Source organism: Synechococcus lacustris Maggiore-St4-Slac, from assembly GCF_024345595.1.
GTDB classification, from domain to species: domain Bacteria; phylum Cyanobacteriota; class Cyanobacteriia; order PCC-6307; family Cyanobiaceae; genus Synechococcus_D; species Synechococcus_D lacustris.
The window spans coordinates 1-14,872 of sequence record NZ_JAGQBK010000028.1 but is presented as its reverse complement, the minus strand read 5'-3'; the positions used below and the strand labels follow the sequence as shown (position 1 = coordinate 14,872).

The window sequence follows — 14,872 nt, the reverse complement described above, 5'->3', positions numbered from 1 at the left end:
GCAGCTTTGCTTGTAGCAAACTAGTAGGGGCCCCTCGCCTTTCCCTAAAAGCCATGGCTAGCAATGTTCAGGTGGAAGGCTGCATTACTAAAGAACGTGGCGCCTTACTGTTTTGTTCACCAAAGGAAAAGCAACGGGGTTTTACGCCCTGAATAACCTTCAGTGGAACCCTTTTTCAATCGCCCTACCTCCCATGAGCTCTCCTTCCCTTTTAATTACCTGCACACCGGGGGTGCGCAGCGGTAAGGCGTGTGTAAGCGGAACGCGTATCACGGTGTCGGATGTACTCGAATATTTGGCCAGTGGCATGAGCCAGGAAGAGGTCCTCATTGATTTCCCTGATCTCAGAGCAGAACATATCCAAGCGGTGCTGCGTTATGCCGCTGAGCGTGAGAAACGCCTTAGTGAACTAACCGTGGCCTGAGCGGCGATATGGCAAGCCGTTTTTTGCTGGATGAAAACTTGAGCCCAAGGCTAACGGCCCTACTCTCAGAGCCGTTCCCGGGTAGCAAGCACGTTTGTGATGTGCAGCTGAAGGGGAAAAGCGATCGGCAGATTTGGGATTTTGCATCCGAAAACGGCTACACGATCGTCAGCAAAGACGACGACTTCCGCGGACTCAGCCTGCTACTTGGTGCGCCACCAAAGGTGATCTGGCTGGTGGTAGGTAACGCAAGCACAGCAGAAATTCTGCGGATCCTGTTATCCCACACCACTGCCATCGAGGCTTTCATCAACGAACCGCTCACGTCCTTGCTCACGCTTCGCAAGCTCTAACCATGGAATTACCAGGAATCAGCAACGCCAACAAGTTTTATTCCGCCCAATACCTATGGCAATAACTCTACTAATTACTTAGATGTACAACCTGATTGTGTTGTTTATGTTCTTTTTGATCAGCAAGCCGTGCTTGCACTAGATCAACCCGGGTGATGCGATAGCCAAGCCTTCTTGCCGCTAGCACTAGTTCTGGATTGCTACGGCAATGACGCAGGGCACTTGCAAGCTGGGGTTCCTTTTCAGCATCTTCTACTAAACGCTCCAGCTCAAACCAGCTCATCTGTACTAAGACGGGCTTTTAGCATCGCAAAGGAATCAGCATCACGCAAGCCTCTTTTTACCGCAATCCGCGCCGATTAATTGGTCCACCAAGATTTACACCCGACTCAATTGCTGGAATACCAGGTGCTCCAATTGGATTGCCAATTGCGCCAAATCCAAAATCATCAGCATCCCCATAGCCAGGTTCTCCTGCTGCTGGAATACCAGGTGCGCCAACTGGATTTCCCATCACCCCATAACCAGGAGCACCAGCGGCAGGAACACCAGGAGCACCAGCACGTCTTAATTGCGCATCAGCAGCAAGGGGTGCAAGAAATAAAGCAGCACAGCCGCATAATATTGCAAAAGTTTTCAATTGGATCTCAATCAACACCAACATATCCTAATCGATTTATTTGATGATCGAACAGATGCCTCATGTTATTTGCTTTTAACGCAATAATCACTGGAGCTATACCAGCCAAGTGGGCATGAATTACCTGCTTTTTGGATTGCTTCTCGATTATTACTAGGGCTACTGAGGCAATAATTACCGGATGAATAAAAACCTAATGGGCAACTACTACCAGCTTTTTCTATTGCGCCACGGCTGCTATTAGCATTTGATGGTACGCAATAATTACTAGAACTGTAATAACCAAGTGGGCAGGAGCCTTGTTTTATTAATGGCCTAACCGGTTGTTCAGCAAACCCAGTAGCACTACTGCATATTAATGCTGTAAATGCCAGCAGCTTTGCAAAGGGCCTTAGCAAATTTCTCATCAGTACCCATAGGCTGAATCAACCTTAGTGCTGTCTGTGCACTATGCAGCAGCAGGCAATGGATTAATAGCAAGGGTCTTGATCGCTGCTGGGTAATAGCGAATCACACACCAGGCTGCCAACTCTGGCTTGCATTTAACAAGGGCTGCGCAGGTTGGCCTTTGGCCAACCCTTGTAAATGCTGCGCAGAGTGGCGCGTTCTGGGTGTTCTTCTCTATTTTTCCCATGGCAGCTCCCCAAGGCCCTTTTTGCAATATCCGTCTGCTGATCGTGCATCGTTATGCACCTGGCATCAAAAAAGGTGGTGCTCAGCCCTGCAGCATTGAAAACTTTGGTCGCCGCGGTAAGCCCGTTAAAAAGCTGCGTTTTATTCCAGCTGAGAAAGCATTTGCCTATGCATCTAAGTTCCAAGGAAAGCCCGGCTGCACGGTTTCAGTTATTTAGGCCCTCGGGCCATCTAGGGGGTTGCGGCCCCCTTTTTTGTGTTCGTGCTCTCCACCCCCTCCCTCCCGGTCGGGGTTACGAGCACTCACCACATGGGGCCGCGCCCCAATATCTACCCTTTGGGTCTTGACCCTATGTGACTTAACCCTTTGGGTCTCAATGGCCCAGAAGGAAAAGAGCAAAAGAACTGCCGGCAATGGGATGTAGAGAACTGACATCGACTGCGGGGCCGGCGCTATGAACTGTTGCCGCAGGGTTGACCCTTGGGTCTTGGCCCTTGGGTCTTTGTTGTTTATTAGTCACGCAGGTTTCTGCATTGTCTGCGGCGGGAAAAGGGCTACGCAAGCCGGCCCACCGCAACAAACTGAATAGCTGTGGGAACAATTTATATGTAGCTACTTGGCCGGCCCTTGTCCTCGCCGCAGATGCCAATGCAGTCCTGCGTTTCCTCGCAAATGTCTGTTTCAAAGAAAAAGTTTGATGGCCCCACGCCAGAAGAAAAGATCGTTGCTGGTTTAATTGAATTAATGGAGGCAGGTATCGCGCCTTGGCGTAAACCTTGGGCAGAAGATGGCTGTTCAGGGCATCATGTAAATCTGTTAAGCGGCCATCATTATCGGGGCTCCAATGTGATCTTGCTCACGATCGGCATGCACGTTAGAGGTTCAGTGCTGCCGTATTGGTGCGGCTACGGGGAAGCAAAAAAGCTAGGGATTACCCCTAAGAAAGGTTCTAAATGCGCTTATATCGTGCGCCCGCAATTAAACCGTTATGTAGAAGAAGGCGCTGCCTTAGCTGATGGCAGCAAAGGTGAATCCAGCATCAAAGAATGGATGGCCTTTAAGCCCACTGCTGTATTTAATGCCAATGATCTAGAAGGCGAGAAGCTTGAGGAATTGATCAAGCTGCGTAAATTCCAGGCTGGCTATCAGGTAAAGCCAGAGCCAGAGCGGCTAGAAAATGCAGAAGCTGCCCTAAAGAGCTGGAAGGTTCCGGTGAGCTTTGGCGGTAATCAAGCCTTTTATGCACCAGCTATTGATCGGATTCAGTTACCTGAAAGATCAGCCTTTAATACCCCTGCGGCATTTTGTGCCACCTGGGCCCATGAAGCGATCCATTCCACGGGCCATCAATCACGGCTTGATCGCGATCAAGCTGGCAGGTTTGGTTCAGCGGATTATGCAAGAGAAGAGCTTGTAGCTGAATTAGGCGCAGTTTTGCTTTGTGATCGTTTGGAAATTGGATCTGAAATTGAATCCCATGCAGCTTATTTAAGCCATTGGATTGGGCTATTAAAAAAAGAGCCAAAGATTCTCTTCCAGGTAATGCGTGATGCAAACGCAGCATCAAAGCTGATCTGGCCAGAGGAATTACAAGCATCATTACAGGCTTCTATGAGGCAACCCCATATAGCAATACCAAAGTTGGCTGCTGGTTGTGGGATCCTTAGCTGATCAGCCAGCAGCCAATTAATTAGTAGCAATGGCAAGCGACAAGCTTTTTTATTGGCTATTCCAAAACCAACCTGATCGCATCGTTTCTTTATTAACTGATTTACCAGTAGATGCTGGTGGCTATCAGTTTTCAGCACCAGTACTAAAAGAAAGGGAATACCGGCTTGATGGCCTATTTCTACCACCAACAGATCGGCCTGAACTACCGGCCGTAATCCTGGAAGCGCAGATGGCAGCTGATTCAGTTTTTTTTATGCGGCTTTATGCCGAAAAAGCTCGGTTATTGCAGCAACAGGCTGTTATTCGTAATTGGCGAGTGTTAGTGCTGTGCCCATCGCGGCAGTTGAATTTTGGTGATCCATCACCAGTGATTGAATTTTTAGAGAAGCGTGTGCAATGGCTTGAACTATTACCAAGCAGGCAAGCAGCTGATGCACCACTGCTATTGCAGGCGCTGGGTTTATTAATTCAAGCTGAGGATCAATTGGCAGCTGCAGCTGCAGAACTGCGTTTTAAGGCAGCAGGAACTGCTCTCGCCACAGATCTAAGTGATGTAATTACAGCTATTGTTGTATCAAGGTTTAGCGGTCGTTCGATTCCGGAGCTTTGTGCCATGGGCGGTATCACCATTGAAGATTTCAGCCAGAGCGTTGCCTACAAGGAAATCTTTGGCCTAGGCGAGGCCAGGGGCAAGGCAGAAGGCAAGGCAGAAGGAGAAGCAAGGGGCGAGGCCAAGGTTGTCCTCCGCCTGCTGCAGCGCCGCTGCGGTCCGATCAACCCCAGCCAGGAGGCCATGATTCGGGCTCTGCCCTTAGAGAGGCTAGAAGCTTTAGCAGAAGCACTACTTGATTTCAGCGGCCCAGCAGATCTCACTGCCTGGCTTAAGTAGCCCTGCCTGGCTGAAGTAACACTATTGCAGAGCATGCAATAGCATGCAATCTCATCTTTCCATTGCTCTTTGGTGTATGCAAAGCTGAAATGCTTTAGCAAATAAAACTGAGTTTTTTTGGGAGTCCCTGTAGATACCATTTAATAATCGCTTCTACGTTTGCTTCAAAGTCCCACGCATTATTTCCAGAGCATTTTTTTAGTATCTATCTCTATACCTATTTTTTCTAGCAGCGCTTAAAGATTGATATATTTTCTGCCCAAAAAACTTTTGCATTGGTAAATAACCTTTTTCATAGTGATCCTTTGCTGGCTTGGCCGCAAACATCTTTCGCTGGGTGTCAAACTGATTCATCCCCTGATACATCAGCGTTTAACAGCACAAAAAAACCCCACTCTGAGGCGGGGTTTATAAAAGTGTAAATCAACTGATCAAAAGATCAACTAATTACCAAAGGCCACGAACAGCAGCAGGGGCGGAGCTGGCTCCAGCGGAACGGGCAGTTACTTTCGGCCAGTATTTACTTTATCGATCACTTGATTGGCTTGAATAGAAGCAGGCAAGAACACATACCAAGAAAGAAGTGAACTGCACTGAGCTGCGCCATTACACTTACCTTTTGCAGAGATATTCTGCTTACCATCAAAGTCGTTGTTATCAGCCAAGCGGAAATCAACAGGCAAGTTCTTCATAATCGCAGCAGAAGACAGTTTGCCGTCTACAGAAGCGAGGATGATTGCAGAACGCAAAGCTTGAACTGCTGTTGCTTTTTGTGCCCAGTAAGGGATGTAGCTGCGGGTTTGATCCTGCAGGAACTTAACGCCGTCTTTGGAGTAAAGGTAGCGGGTAACACCAACTACATCTACGTTGTAGGTTTTAGATAAACCGGCTTGAACTTCCTTAGCGGTCCAGCCAGAAGCGGCTAAACCAGAAGCAAGACCGCGCTCACCGGAGTAAGCGTCTTTCGACTTAAGGAAGTCGCTAAAATCAGAAAATTTTGTAGTCCATACAGCACCACCGGAGTTCCAACGAACTGGTGAGGGCTGAGCGGAAATTGGCAAGGCAGACACGGAAATGGCAGCGCCGGCAAGAAGGCCAGCGGCAATGCGCTTAAGCATAGGAGCAAAAATGAACACGTCCTAATTACCTTAGCCCCAAAATAAAAATTAACCAACCCAGTTTTCAAACCCTGATCAATACTTACCGGTTGCGGTACCCATCCACGGAGAGATCGATCACTGCAAACCACCCCTTATGGCAAGCAACCGCCAATGCCCAGGAGGGCGGCGCTGAAGGTTTCAGTGGTGATCGAGCCAGTGGTGAGCATGGCAGTTGTGTAACTGCTGCCAATGTTGCCTTTTTTGTTTAGGTGTCGCATTTGCGGTCTTGTTAATGCTCGCAAAAAAAAGTCCCCCCGTTGAGAAAGGACTCTTGAATAAGCAACAGCTGTATTCAAAGAAAAGACAATTCCCTTGAATACAGCTTGCTTTGGGTCTTGGGCCTATGGCCCTTGGGCCGGGGGGTGCTGGGCCTAGGGCTCTTAGTTCAATACGTAGACATCACCGGTAACGCTTTCTAGGTAAAGATCACCAGGAACTGATCCAGGAACATCTGTTGGTGTACCAGTACCAGTAAACCAACCAGTACCACGTGTGCCTTGCACACCAGCAGGGCCTTCTACACCTTGAGCGCCAGCAGGGCCTACTTCACCTTGAGGGCCAGCAGCACCAACTGCACCAGTAATACCTTGGGGGCCTTGGATTGATCCACCATCTACCCAAGCAGCTGTAACTGAATCCCATACGCGCAAGCTGTCATCTGCTTGAACGATGTAGGCATCACCTTGAGCTGCGCCAGCAGGTAAATCAGCAACAGTGGCAACGTTGCCCCTGAAATTAATTCCAGTACCAGCAGCACCTTGGATACCTTGCTGTCCTTGGGGGCCATCAACACCGGCAGGGCCTTGGGGGCCAGCAACACCAGCTACACCTTGGGTTCCAGCAGCGCCATCAGCACCGGGTAAACCTTGAATACCACTGGGGCCTTGGATGCCGTCTGCGCCGGTTGGGCCTTTCAGCGAACCACTAGGAAGCCAAGCCATAAAAATCCAAACGATTACAAATGCTTTTGCCGAGCTAGGGGTTAAGGCGCGTTAATTGCTGAGCAAACACGGCAATAGAGATAAATAACGCAAACTCGTAAATGAAAATCTCAGCCAAAGGACTTGCGCTGATAAAAGAGTTTGAAGGCTGCGAGCTAACTGCATATTTTTGCCCGGCTCGAATTTTAACGGTGGGTTTTGGAAGCACGGGGCCTCACGTAAAGCCCGGCATGACGATCACAGAAGCAGAAGCAGAAGCTTTACTGCTTAAAGATCTGGTGCGTTTTGAGCAGGCTGTTAATGAACTTGTAAAAGTGCCAATGACTCAAGGCGCTTATGACGCTTTGGTTTCATTCACTTTTAATTGTGGAGAAGGAGCGTTTGCAGATAGCACCCTGCTGCGGGAGCTAAATGCCGGCAAAGAGCCCAATTTAGTAGCCAAATCTCAACTCCCCAGGTGGACTAATGGAGGTTTGGCTGGATTAGTCAGGCGCAGGGCAGCCGAGGTTGAGTTGTTCTGCTCCGGGGCTCCAGCGGCTGCAGCTAAGCCAGTGGTAAATATCAAGGCAATGCAGGCAACTTTGCTAAAAAAAGTGCCCCTGGCCGGCAGCGACCTAGAGCCAGATCAGAAAGTAGAAATAGAAGCCGGCAAAGAATATAACGGCTGCATTGTTTTAGAAGCGAATGACGGCCATAAAAAAATAGAACTCCCTTTCGGCCAGGGGGAATGGTGGGTGTTCCCATCGCACTGGGTTGGGTTCGTGGCCCCGGCAACCGCTATAAGCGCCACTGGCCCAGTAGATCTCAAAGTTCCTTATTGGCCGCAAACCGATAATTTCACCCAGTCAGAACGCACCTGCAACAGCTCCAGCTGCGCGATGGTTCTTGAGTTCTTTAAACCAGAAGCAGTTGTTAATGACGATCAATACATCAAGAAGCTGATTGATGGTGGATATGGAGATACAACAGACCACGGCGCCCAGGGGCGCTTGCTGGCTGACTACGGGCTAAAGAGCACTTGGCATACAGATTTCAGCATTGCAGCGTTAGAAAAAGAGATCCGTGCTGGCCGGCCTGTTGTCTGCGGCATCCTGCATCGGGGATCGGAATCAGCACCAACTGGCGGCCACATGATCGTTGTGCGAGGGCTAACTAGCTCTGGTGATTTCAGGGTGAATGATCCATACGGGAGCTGCAACGATGGTTATTCGGGACCAGTAGAGAACGGCAATAACGCCATCTATAGCCGCAAGATGATGGCAGCTAGATGGACTCCTGATGGGCCCAATTCTGGATGGGCGAGGACTTTTCAGCCTTGAATCCACGTTTACAGCAATGGATTATCGGCTCTGCGTTCGCTTGGAGCCTTGGAATTTTAACTGCGGGTTATTTAAATGTTTTGAAACCTGACGCTGCATTTATTGCCAGCATCCTGGGCTCCACCATCGGGGCCGCAGGTATCAACTTGCGCAAAGAGGAATCACCGGCCAAGAAGACAGAAGATAAAGACGCTGGGAGTTATTGATGATAAAAGTAAATCGCAAACAGAGAACAATCCTGGCCGTAGGCGGTGGGTTTCTAGCCCTCCTCTGGGGTCTGAGTTTTGTTGTTAAGCAAACAAGCTGGCTGGATCGCCCAGCCATCATCTGCAACACATTCCCAACAGCCAGTAAATCCTATAAAAAAGAGATTAAGATCTGTCTGACAGAAATAGTGACACCATTCAATTCTTTAGCAGAAGACGCTGACTACCAAATTAGCTTTTATAACCCAACTATTAAAAGAAGAATAGATCTTACGATGAGAGTTTCGATCCCATCAACATTTAGGCAATTATCGATCCTTTGGCGTGTGCAACACGTTCAGCTCTACAACCCAAACGGGATCATGGTGAAAAATTCCACTGATCGTTACACCAATAATCACAGCATTTATCTGCCAAAAGATGTAATCCAACCCCTCTGGTTTTGGTTAGTTGTAGCAATCAGCCAGACATACACAGAACCCCATCTTGATATTGAATCCCAGATTGATGGCACCGTAGAAAGGTTCTCACGTATTGCCGCCACCGTTACCGCCACTGGCTTAACGGCTTGGCGGTTCCTCCAGGCTGCTGAATGAACATGGACTTCAACAAACTCGCACAAAACCCATTGGATGGCATCGATGAAATTTCGATGCGCATTAAAAAGATTGAAGTAACATTAATCTCAATTGACAATACGCTTAAGCAACTCGCTCCAGTGATCGCCCTATTGAAACGGTTTAAGCTGCTTTAAAGATGTCAGGGGTTTTACTTCTTGTTGGCGCACCCCAACTACCCGCGGGCATCATGTGGCAATAAAACATCCATTCCGAAGTAAACTCGAGATCCTGATATTTTGGATCTTGGGATTCCTGATATGCAAAATATTGCTCCCATGTAAGAGAATCAGAAGCACCAATTTTTAGGACAATCCAAATCATCCAACCAGTATTTAGTGCATTACCAAACCAAATATCATGATGCTTAGATGTAGTAGACTGGTTCATACGAGTCAAACCCGGTCTTTCAGAGCCAGGCATTTGTTCAGGTACGTCATAAGAGTAATCAAGAAGAAACTCTCCTATTAAATTGTCGCAAGCTGGCTGGCCGAAAGGCCGGCTCGTTACATCATTCCTGACAATTCGTTGCCACTCAACTTCTTCTATGTTTGGGCTGCTGCTATATACACGTACTTCCCAATCATTACCAGCACCACCTATTTCAGTCCACGTACCAAGATCAACCCTCGCCATAAATTGATTACAGCAAACAAGATCTATGCCGCGTATCCCATAATTAACACCTGGCTCACCAAAACCACCGGGCATAAAAGCATCCTCGATCTGTTCGGCCATTTGTCGACCAGTTACCTGCAGAAAAAGAGATTTACTGTCAATTTTATTCCATCCACCATAGGCAGGATCATAAGCACTACAACTAAAAATCTGTGTTAATGACGGAGAATAAAGACACTTTGTGCCTTCATAATCAACCCACCTTAACATTTGGTTCTCTCTAGTAGCAATTTTTGTCTGAGCTACATCAAGGGTGCCATCAGCTTGAACAGCACAGCCAACTCCAGGTTTAACCGCACCGATCACAGTTTGAGTAGCAGGAACGATTGGGCCTGGTGGTCCCTGGGGCCCAACAGCGCCATCGTTACCAACGGGGCCCTGAGGGCCTGCAGCTCCATCAACGCCCGCTGTACCTTGAGCGCCATCAACACCAGCAGGGCCTTGCGGGCCAGCAATGCAGCAGTTCTTATCCCAGGCCACAAGCAAGAATCAACTGTTAGCTATTGCCGAATCCATATGCGCCGCCACCTGCCATTTTTTAATACATAAACTGTTGATACTTCTTTCCAACTACCAGCAATAAAAATAGCTTTCGGTTTAATTTTCTTCCATACACCAGCCAATAGGATATTCATGTGTATTCAACCCATAATGCGCCTTCTGCTAGCCCTTCCGCAGATGGAGGGGCAGGATCTCCCACGGCTGTAAATACAATTTTGCTATCTACGTATGCTTTATTTGCTAGATGAGCAGGCAAGGTTGGCAATGGATTACATTCAATAGTTGCACTTGCTATTAACTCAGTTGCACTTATTCGGCCAATCGTAGGCCCGCCACTACCAAAAGCTATAGCTGCAGCAGTTGCTGGTGTTACCAGTTGCAATGTTGAAGTTAATGTTGATCCTATGGTGATCAGATCAGTCGTGCTTTTTCTTATCCTTATATTTTGTGCATTACCGATCATGCTATATGTAGAGCCTTGTATTTTCCAGAAATCAACATCAGCCGATGATGTGATCGTACCTGTCATCGCGCCACCGGCAAGCCTTAGAAATTCATTGATAGATACAATTCGATTGTCAAGGTAAGCTTTTGTTATTAGGTGTGTACCTAGTGATGGCGTTCCACCCGTAGATGTTGGTAGTGTTGGGAAACTTGCTTCTCCTGTTGCATTATCAATGCGCAGACCCGTTCTAGCTGATGGTAGTTGAATACGATAATTAGAACCATCAAAATAGCAATAAACATCTGTACCATTAAATGTTGATACGCCACCTGAATTTGCATGGCGCAGTGGTCCGGTCATTTGATCACCGCTTTTTAACACATAATTACCCGTAATACTGGAGCTGAGCACACCAGTAGTTGCATCAATCGCAAGGCCAGCGCCTACTTTGATCCCACCAAGCCTGCTGGCTGATGCAATCTCCACTGGTCCAGCAGGACCTGTGGCTCCAGTAGGGCCCGCTGGGCCTTTTAGGTTGGCTCCTTTTAGCCAGGCCATAACTTATGCCCCTAGTAGATAGAAAATTCCTGATACGCCATCAAGGTAATAATCACCAGCTTTTGCTTCTGGAATTATCCCAGGGGCACCATTACCGTTAAACCAACGGGTTCCCATACCTGCTGGCATTGCCCAGCTGCCATCACTTTTAAGAAAAGCAGCAACAGTTGGATCAGCAGCTGGAACACCACCATGACTTGTACCGCCAAGCCAACGGGCAACAGTCCAAGTTTCTTGCGTTTGGCCGTCGTAGTTATTGCCAACTAAGCCAACGCCAGGAATTAATGGCTTAAGAACAGCAGGGCCAATACCACCACCACCTGAGCCACCACCACCAGAATCTGGATTAAATGGTGGTTGCCAGATTGAGCAGCCAGCAAGCGATAGTTTTAATTCAGCGCTTATAGCTTCTGCATCCTTTATGAATATCACTTTCACCTTATATTCTTTTCTCTCTGCGTAGGTATGCGTATGACGGCCGTTACCCCAGTCATGAGTTTCGGTTATGCCATCACCCCAATTAATATCAACTGTTTTTGCTGGTGTTACAGCACTATTAAGGATTAGCTCAATGACATAAGAGTAAACACCATTTAATTTGGCTGGAATATCAAGCCAAGAGAGTTCTAATTTTTTAGCGGGAACATTAGCGCGGGTGTAGCCAATATTTTCCCAGCGTTTTACTTCATTTGGTGGCACCCAGACATTTTCACCAGGGCAACCAGCAGGCACGACCAAACGGATCTGTGTTGGCCTAACGCCAGCAGTTGTTAGTTCTGGCAACCGGGGGCTGGCCCCACTAGGGCTGGCGCTTTGGGTCTCGGCCCTATGGGTCTCGGCCCTATGGGTCTCAGTCATTGGTGGGCACACTTGGGTCAACCAAAAAATCCGTTACCAATACAGGCAGCGGTTCATCTGCTGTTGCCGAGCTGGCCCCTATGGGGCTGATCCCACTGGGGCTAGAGCTCACACGTTTCTTGCGGGGAGCTGATGTAACCCCTGGGCCAATGGCCCCTGATGTAACCCCTGATGTAGCCATCGGTGTAGCCATTGGTTCTGTTGTCCAGCCAAGTTCGAGCCAGCCAGCGAGATGCACAGGCCAGATGAATCTGTGCTGCGCACCTTGATAAATACGTACCTGACCCACAGGGCCGAGACCCACAGGAGCAGAACCCAAAGGGCCGAGACCCAAAGGGCCGAGTGCAGGATTTTCAGCTTTCATCAAGCTGCAATCGTTGCGGTTAATCCAACGTGCATTCCCTCTGGTGTTGTTGGTAGCACCTCTGCTTTTGCAAAACAAACAGCAGGGAAGTCAAGATCAGCTAGATCAGCTGCATCAAGGTTGATGTCACGACCACTTAAATATGCTTCTACACGGCCGCCTTCTGCTGGTAATGCAACAGTTGCAGCATTTACCCAGGTGCCAATAGTGCCATCACGCAGCAAGGGCGCAAAAGATACCTTTACTTCTACAGCTGTTTCACTACCAGGATTATTTGCAACAAGAGCAAAACGAGATGCTGCATCAAGTTTTGTTTGCAGCATTACCTCTTCTCCTGATAGGTAAGTGCGTTCGCTATTGCGGATAGCACTGCGGTTAGTCCAGCCCACCAGGGTGGTTTCAGCATCGATTAACGGGTTGCCATTGCCATAGTTCATGGTGTGTCTCCTTATGCCCCAGCAGGGCTGATGTTGAATAAACGACCAGCAGCTCGGCTTTGCAAAACAGCAAAGCCCACATACCAATCCACGCGGGTGCGAAATACCGGTGCATCAGGTACTTCACCTAGATCCCTTACTGAAATGCCATAACGTCCCTGAAATGGACCCTGCAAACCACTCACGCCTTGATCACCAAAAGTGCAGCAATAAATAGAGCTGGTGCCACCTGCTTCGTCATAACCCATTACTTCGATGCCTTGGGCATCGCGATCAACAGTAACGATGTCGCAATCTTGGTAGCGATGCACCGTCATTCCAAATGAATTTGTGCTCGTTTGATACACACCACCAATTGAATTACGAGCTAAACCATTTAGTTGGCGTCGCATCGCCTTACTCATTACCAGCACCTTGCCGGCGCCATAGGCATTAACAGAATCGATCAGTTCATCAAGCCGATCAAAATTCAAGCCAGCACCACCAATAGCGCCAGCGCTGTTATCAAATGCCATTGCATCACCAGGTGGCAGCCTTTTACTAAGGCCATCAAAAGCACGTGGATTGGCGCTGCTATCACCATTGATCACCGTTGCTTCTAGCGTTAAACGCATAGAACGCACCTTCATTTCAACCTGACTTGCCCTTGCTTCTGGGCCCATCAAATCAACGATCGAGCGATCTACATCAACGTCACCACCAAAAAGGTGTACTGCTTCTGCCCTTTGATCAACAACGCCATAACTTTGGCTATAGCCCTCATTAACAGCGCGGAAACCAACGGAAGGCAGTTCCTGTTCGGCAGAATAAAAAAGGCCGCTACCGGCAATATTCATAAATGGCAGCCGGGCAAGCAGTTCGCCCTCAGAAAAGGTCTTAAGCACTGCTAGGTGCTCAAGCCGGTTTTCATACTTAGCTGCCTCAATAAGAGTGAGGCCCATCGCTGATCTAAAACACTTGGTCCCTAGCTATTGCCGCAGGGCACGTGTGGACAAGCTCTATTAGGGCCCTATTGGCCCTAAAGCCAACTGCGGTAAGCACTACGCAAGCTTCTAGCAGCTGCTTTTTGTTTTGCACTGCCAAATTGCGGGCTAGTTCCATTACGCCGCCGCCTTACCCAAATGCCTTTGCGTATTAGAGCAACATCAGCAGCAACTGCCCGCCGGGCAGAAGCAATGGAGCCGTAACCCTTTTTCTTTTGTTTAAAAGCAAGACGCCTTGCCTGAGCAGCATCCCTGGCATGTACAACCGTTGCAGTTGATCTGCGCTGCCAGAAAACGAGGTAATACATATAACCAATTGCCGCACTTACATACCCTTAAGGCCAAGACCCATCAAGGCGATGTGCTGGCTTGCTCCATGATCCGCAGCGGGCAAGGGCTGCGCAAGTTGGCCTCTAGCCAACCCTTGCCCTTCGCTGCGGTTATGGGCTGCGCCCATCACATCTATTTCAATGGCCACTAAAAGCGATCCATTTGCTCTTATTGATTCCTGCCATAAGGCATTGCAAGCTGTATTACGCAACTCACAGCAGCAGCCGATTCAGCGTTTATGGATTGATCATCCCTATGGAGAAGAAGAGCTTTGCTTGCTAGAAGAAGAGCTGCTGCCTGCAATGGAAGCGGTATTAAAGCGGGTAGATGAAATTGATAAAGCCGTTGAGGCAAATCAAGCAGCAGCAATCAGCCCAGTTGAATGGCAACGCATCTGGGATATCACTAGCCTTTAGCACTAGTGCTCCACTGGGGTTAGCGACTAATGCTTGCCCCACTAAGAGCATGGCCCCTAGGTGGCGCTGTTTTTTTTGCGCTAGTTGAATTGCTGCTTGCAAAACTGCAGCTTTTATTTAGGTCTTGTTTATTACTTGCATAGTGGTAGGTTATTGATGCAACAAATCGATTAGCTCATGCTCACTGGATCAGAACTACTGGCAGCTGTTAAGGAATTTGGCGACGGCTCTAAATCTGCTCTGGTTAAATCCTGCGGTTACGTAAGCAAAAAAAAGGATGGCTCCGACAGGCTTAATTTCACCGCCTTCTATGAGGCATTGCTAGAAGCTAAAGGTGTAAACCTTGGTGATGGCGGCCAGGTAGGTAAAGGTGGCCGCAAGCTCAGCTTTGTTGCAACCGTGCAGGGAAATGGCAATTTATTGATCGGTAAGGCCTACACGGCAATGC

At 48.5% G+C, this 14,872-nt stretch carries 23 protein-coding genes; 11 read left to right on the top strand and 12 right to left on the bottom strand.

Translation table 11 applies throughout. The features are described 5' to 3' along the window. Positions 1 to 193 precede the first annotated feature (193 nt). Together KBY68_RS11845 and KBY68_RS11840 are read left to right on the top strand one after the other, a co-directional pair. On the top strand, positions 194 to 424 hold the full coding sequence (locus tag KBY68_RS11845; protein ID WP_255097385.1) for a DUF433 domain-containing protein: 231 nt from the start codon (positions 194 to 196) through the stop codon (positions 422 to 424). Positions 425 to 432: 8 nt separating this feature from the next. Next, entirely contained in the window at positions 433 to 777 is a 345-nt protein-coding gene (locus tag KBY68_RS11840; protein ID WP_255097384.1) for a DUF5615 family PIN-like protein, read from the top strand. A gap of 70 nt (positions 778 to 847) precedes the next feature. Here the strand turns inward: KBY68_RS11840 and KBY68_RS11835 are convergent, their stop codons facing one another. Together KBY68_RS11835 and KBY68_RS11830 are read right to left on the bottom strand one after the other, a co-directional pair. Next, the gene (locus KBY68_RS11835) at positions 848 to 1,060 is read right to left on the bottom strand and encodes a Nif11-like leader peptide family natural product precursor (protein WP_255097383.1); all 213 of its coding nucleotides are present in this window, start codon (positions 1,058 to 1,060) and stop codon (positions 848 to 850) included. 57 nt (positions 1,061 to 1,117) lie between these two features. After that, the gene (locus KBY68_RS11830; protein ID WP_255097381.1) at positions 1,118 to 1,441 is read right to left on the bottom strand and encodes a hypothetical protein; all 324 of its coding nucleotides are present in this window, start codon (positions 1,439 to 1,441) and stop codon (positions 1,118 to 1,120) included. A gap of 608 nt (positions 1,442 to 2,049) precedes the next feature. Here KBY68_RS11830 and KBY68_RS11825 point away from each other — a divergent pair. From KBY68_RS11825 to KBY68_RS11815, 3 genes are all read left to right on the top strand, one after another. After that, positions 2,050 to 2,268: a hypothetical protein gene (locus KBY68_RS11825; RefSeq protein ID WP_255097380.1), complete on the top strand. Its 219-nt coding sequence runs from the start codon at positions 2,050 to 2,052 to the stop codon at positions 2,266 to 2,268. A gap of 455 nt (positions 2,269 to 2,723) precedes the next feature. Continuing rightward, positions 2,724 to 3,722, top strand: coding sequence for an ArdC family protein (locus KBY68_RS11820; RefSeq protein ID WP_255097379.1), 999 nt, complete (start codon positions 2,724 to 2,726; stop codon positions 3,720 to 3,722). A gap of 28 nt (positions 3,723 to 3,750) precedes the next feature. Continuing rightward, positions 3,751 to 4,611, top strand: a complete 861-nt coding sequence (locus KBY68_RS11815; RefSeq protein WP_255097376.1) for a DUF2887 domain-containing protein — start codon at positions 3,751 to 3,753, stop codon at positions 4,609 to 4,611. 503 nt (positions 4,612 to 5,114) lie between these two features. On the opposite strand, the gene KBY68_RS11810 is transcribed toward KBY68_RS11815, so the two are convergent. Further along, a complete protein-coding gene (locus KBY68_RS11810) occupies positions 5,115 to 5,729 on the bottom strand; it encodes an alpha/beta hydrolase (protein ID WP_255097372.1) in 615 nt (204 codons plus the stop codon). A gap of 89 nt (positions 5,730 to 5,818) precedes the next feature. Between KBY68_RS11810 and KBY68_RS11805 the strand changes: the two genes are divergently transcribed. After that, a complete protein-coding gene (locus KBY68_RS11805) occupies positions 5,819 to 5,980 on the top strand; it encodes a hypothetical protein (protein WP_255097371.1) in 162 nt (53 codons plus the stop codon). A 171-nt stretch (positions 5,981 to 6,151) separates the two neighbouring features. Here KBY68_RS11805 and KBY68_RS11800 read toward each other — a convergent pair whose 3' ends face one another. Then, the gene (locus KBY68_RS11800) at positions 6,152 to 6,712 is read right to left on the bottom strand and encodes a collagen-like domain-containing protein (protein ID WP_255097370.1); all 561 of its coding nucleotides are present in this window, start codon (positions 6,710 to 6,712) and stop codon (positions 6,152 to 6,154) included. 101 nt (positions 6,713 to 6,813) lie between these two features. On the opposite strand from KBY68_RS11800, the gene KBY68_RS11795 reads away from it, so the two are divergent. The 3 genes from KBY68_RS11795 to KBY68_RS11785 are packed head-to-tail and all read left to right on the top strand — an operon-like array spanning position 6,814 to position 8,833. Next, positions 6,814 to 8,031, top strand: coding sequence for a glycoside hydrolase family protein (locus KBY68_RS11795; protein ID WP_255097368.1), 1,218 nt, complete (start codon positions 6,814 to 6,816; stop codon positions 8,029 to 8,031). Then, a complete protein-coding gene (locus tag KBY68_RS11790; protein WP_255097366.1) occupies positions 8,007 to 8,237 on the top strand; it encodes a DUF6450 domain-containing protein in 231 nt (76 codons plus the stop codon). Before KBY68_RS11795 ends, KBY68_RS11790 begins: the two co-directional genes overlap by 25 nt. Then, positions 8,234 to 8,833 (top strand): hypothetical protein, encoded by a 600-nt coding sequence (locus tag KBY68_RS11785; protein WP_255097365.1) that lies wholly within the window; start codon positions 8,234 to 8,236, stop codon positions 8,831 to 8,833. Before KBY68_RS11790 ends, KBY68_RS11785 begins: the two co-directional genes overlap by 4 nt. Before the next feature lie 144 nt (positions 8,834 to 8,977). Here the strand turns inward: KBY68_RS11785 and KBY68_RS11780 are convergent, their stop codons facing one another. From KBY68_RS11780 to KBY68_RS11745, 8 genes are all read right to left on the bottom strand, one after another. Then, the gene (locus KBY68_RS11780) at positions 8,978 to 10,018 is read right to left on the bottom strand and encodes a collagen-like protein (protein WP_255097364.1); all 1,041 of its coding nucleotides are present in this window, start codon (positions 10,016 to 10,018) and stop codon (positions 8,978 to 8,980) included. 145 nt (positions 10,019 to 10,163) lie between these two features. After that, the gene (locus tag KBY68_RS11775) at positions 10,164 to 11,036 is read right to left on the bottom strand and encodes a hypothetical protein (RefSeq protein ID WP_255097363.1); all 873 of its coding nucleotides are present in this window, start codon (positions 11,034 to 11,036) and stop codon (positions 10,164 to 10,166) included. A 3-nt stretch (positions 11,037 to 11,039) separates the two neighbouring features. Continuing rightward, positions 11,040 to 11,894 (bottom strand): hypothetical protein, encoded by an 855-nt coding sequence (locus tag KBY68_RS11770; protein WP_255097361.1) that lies wholly within the window; start codon positions 11,892 to 11,894, stop codon positions 11,040 to 11,042. Next, a complete protein-coding gene (locus tag KBY68_RS11765) occupies positions 11,887 to 12,258 on the bottom strand; it encodes a hypothetical protein (protein WP_255097360.1) in 372 nt (123 codons plus the stop codon). The genes KBY68_RS11770 and KBY68_RS11765 overlap by 8 nt, the downstream gene beginning before the upstream one ends. Further along, complete coding sequence (locus KBY68_RS11760) at positions 12,258 to 12,695, bottom strand: hypothetical protein (RefSeq protein WP_106501035.1); 438 nt, start codon at positions 12,693 to 12,695, stop codon at positions 12,258 to 12,260. The genes KBY68_RS11765 and KBY68_RS11760 overlap by 1 nt, the downstream gene beginning before the upstream one ends. Positions 12,696 to 12,706: 11 nt before the next feature. Next, a complete protein-coding gene (locus tag KBY68_RS11755) occupies positions 12,707 to 13,636 on the bottom strand; it encodes a major capsid protein (RefSeq protein ID WP_255097359.1) in 930 nt (309 codons plus the stop codon). Positions 13,637 to 13,713: 77 nt separating this feature from the next. Continuing rightward, positions 13,714 to 13,986 carry a hypothetical protein gene (locus KBY68_RS11750; RefSeq protein ID WP_255097358.1) on the bottom strand — a complete coding sequence of 91 codons (273 nt, stop codon included), beginning with the start codon at positions 13,984 to 13,986 and terminating at the stop codon, positions 13,714 to 13,716. 17 nt (positions 13,987 to 14,003) lie between these two features. Beyond that, a complete protein-coding gene (locus KBY68_RS11745) occupies positions 14,004 to 14,156 on the bottom strand; it encodes a hypothetical protein (protein ID WP_255097357.1) in 153 nt (50 codons plus the stop codon). Between KBY68_RS11745 and KBY68_RS11740 the strand changes: the two genes are divergently transcribed. Beyond that, on the top strand, positions 14,149 to 14,424 hold the full coding sequence (locus KBY68_RS11740) for a hypothetical protein (RefSeq protein WP_106500727.1): 276 nt from the start codon (positions 14,149 to 14,151) through the stop codon (positions 14,422 to 14,424). The two genes, KBY68_RS11745 and KBY68_RS11740, sit on opposite strands and share 8 nt — an antisense overlap. Before the next feature lie 177 nt (positions 14,425 to 14,601). After that, positions 14,602 to 14,872 (top strand): AbrB-like transcriptional regulator (locus tag KBY68_RS11735; protein ID WP_255097356.1); only part of this gene is annotated, 271 nt, incomplete at its 3' end.

What these genes read in the sequence shown, in the direction of transcription:
- KBY68_RS11825 (WP_255097380.1), top strand. Translation starts at nt 2,050, where the DNA reads ATGGCAGCTCCCCAAGGCCCTTTTTGCAATATCCGTCTGCTGATCGTG.
- KBY68_RS11800 (WP_255097370.1), bottom strand. Translation starts at nt 6,712, where the DNA reads ATGGCTTGGCTTCCTAGTGGTTCGCTGAAAGGCCCAACCGGCGCAGAC.
- KBY68_RS11840 (WP_255097384.1), top strand. Translation starts at nt 433, where the DNA reads ATGGCAAGCCGTTTTTTGCTGGATGAAAACTTGAGCCCAAGGCTAACG.
- KBY68_RS11775 (WP_255097363.1), bottom strand. Translation starts at nt 11,036, where the DNA reads ATGGCCTGGCTAAAAGGAGCCAACCTAAAAGGCCCAGCGGGCCCTACT.
- KBY68_RS11835 (WP_255097383.1), bottom strand. Translation starts at nt 1,060, where the DNA reads ATGAGCTGGTTTGAGCTGGAGCGTTTAGTAGAAGATGCTGAAAAGGAA.
- KBY68_RS11795 (WP_255097368.1), top strand. Translation starts at nt 6,814, where the DNA reads ATGAAAATCTCAGCCAAAGGACTTGCGCTGATAAAAGAGTTTGAAGGC.
- KBY68_RS11750 (WP_255097358.1), bottom strand. Translation starts at nt 13,986, where the DNA reads ATGTATTACCTCGTTTTCTGGCAGCGCAGATCAACTGCAACGGTTGTA.
- KBY68_RS11845 (WP_255097385.1), top strand. Translation starts at nt 194, where the DNA reads ATGAGCTCTCCTTCCCTTTTAATTACCTGCACACCGGGGGTGCGCAGC.
- KBY68_RS11760 (WP_106501035.1), bottom strand. Translation starts at nt 12,695, where the DNA reads ATGAACTATGGCAATGGCAACCCGTTAATCGATGCTGAAACCACCCTG.
- KBY68_RS11790 (WP_255097366.1), top strand. Translation starts at nt 8,007, where the DNA reads ATGGGCGAGGACTTTTCAGCCTTGAATCCACGTTTACAGCAATGGATT.
- KBY68_RS11740 (WP_106500727.1), top strand. Translation starts at nt 14,149, where the DNA reads ATGGCCACTAAAAGCGATCCATTTGCTCTTATTGATTCCTGCCATAAG.
- KBY68_RS11815 (WP_255097376.1), top strand. Translation starts at nt 3,751, where the DNA reads ATGGCAAGCGACAAGCTTTTTTATTGGCTATTCCAAAACCAACCTGAT.
- KBY68_RS11755 (WP_255097359.1), bottom strand. Translation starts at nt 13,636, where the DNA reads ATGGGCCTCACTCTTATTGAGGCAGCTAAGTATGAAAACCGGCTTGAG.
- KBY68_RS11810 (WP_255097372.1), bottom strand. Translation starts at nt 5,729, where the DNA reads ATGCTTAAGCGCATTGCCGCTGGCCTTCTTGCCGGCGCTGCCATTTCC.
- KBY68_RS11770 (WP_255097361.1), bottom strand. Translation starts at nt 11,894, where the DNA reads ATGACTGAGACCCATAGGGCCGAGACCCATAGGGCCGAGACCCAAAGC.
- KBY68_RS11830 (WP_255097381.1), bottom strand. Translation starts at nt 1,441, where the DNA reads ATGTTGGTGTTGATTGAGATCCAATTGAAAACTTTTGCAATATTATGC.
- KBY68_RS11820 (WP_255097379.1), top strand. Translation starts at nt 2,724, where the DNA reads ATGTCTGTTTCAAAGAAAAAGTTTGATGGCCCCACGCCAGAAGAAAAG.
- KBY68_RS11765 (WP_255097360.1), bottom strand. Translation starts at nt 12,258, where the DNA reads ATGAAAGCTGAAAATCCTGCACTCGGCCCTTTGGGTCTCGGCCCTTTG.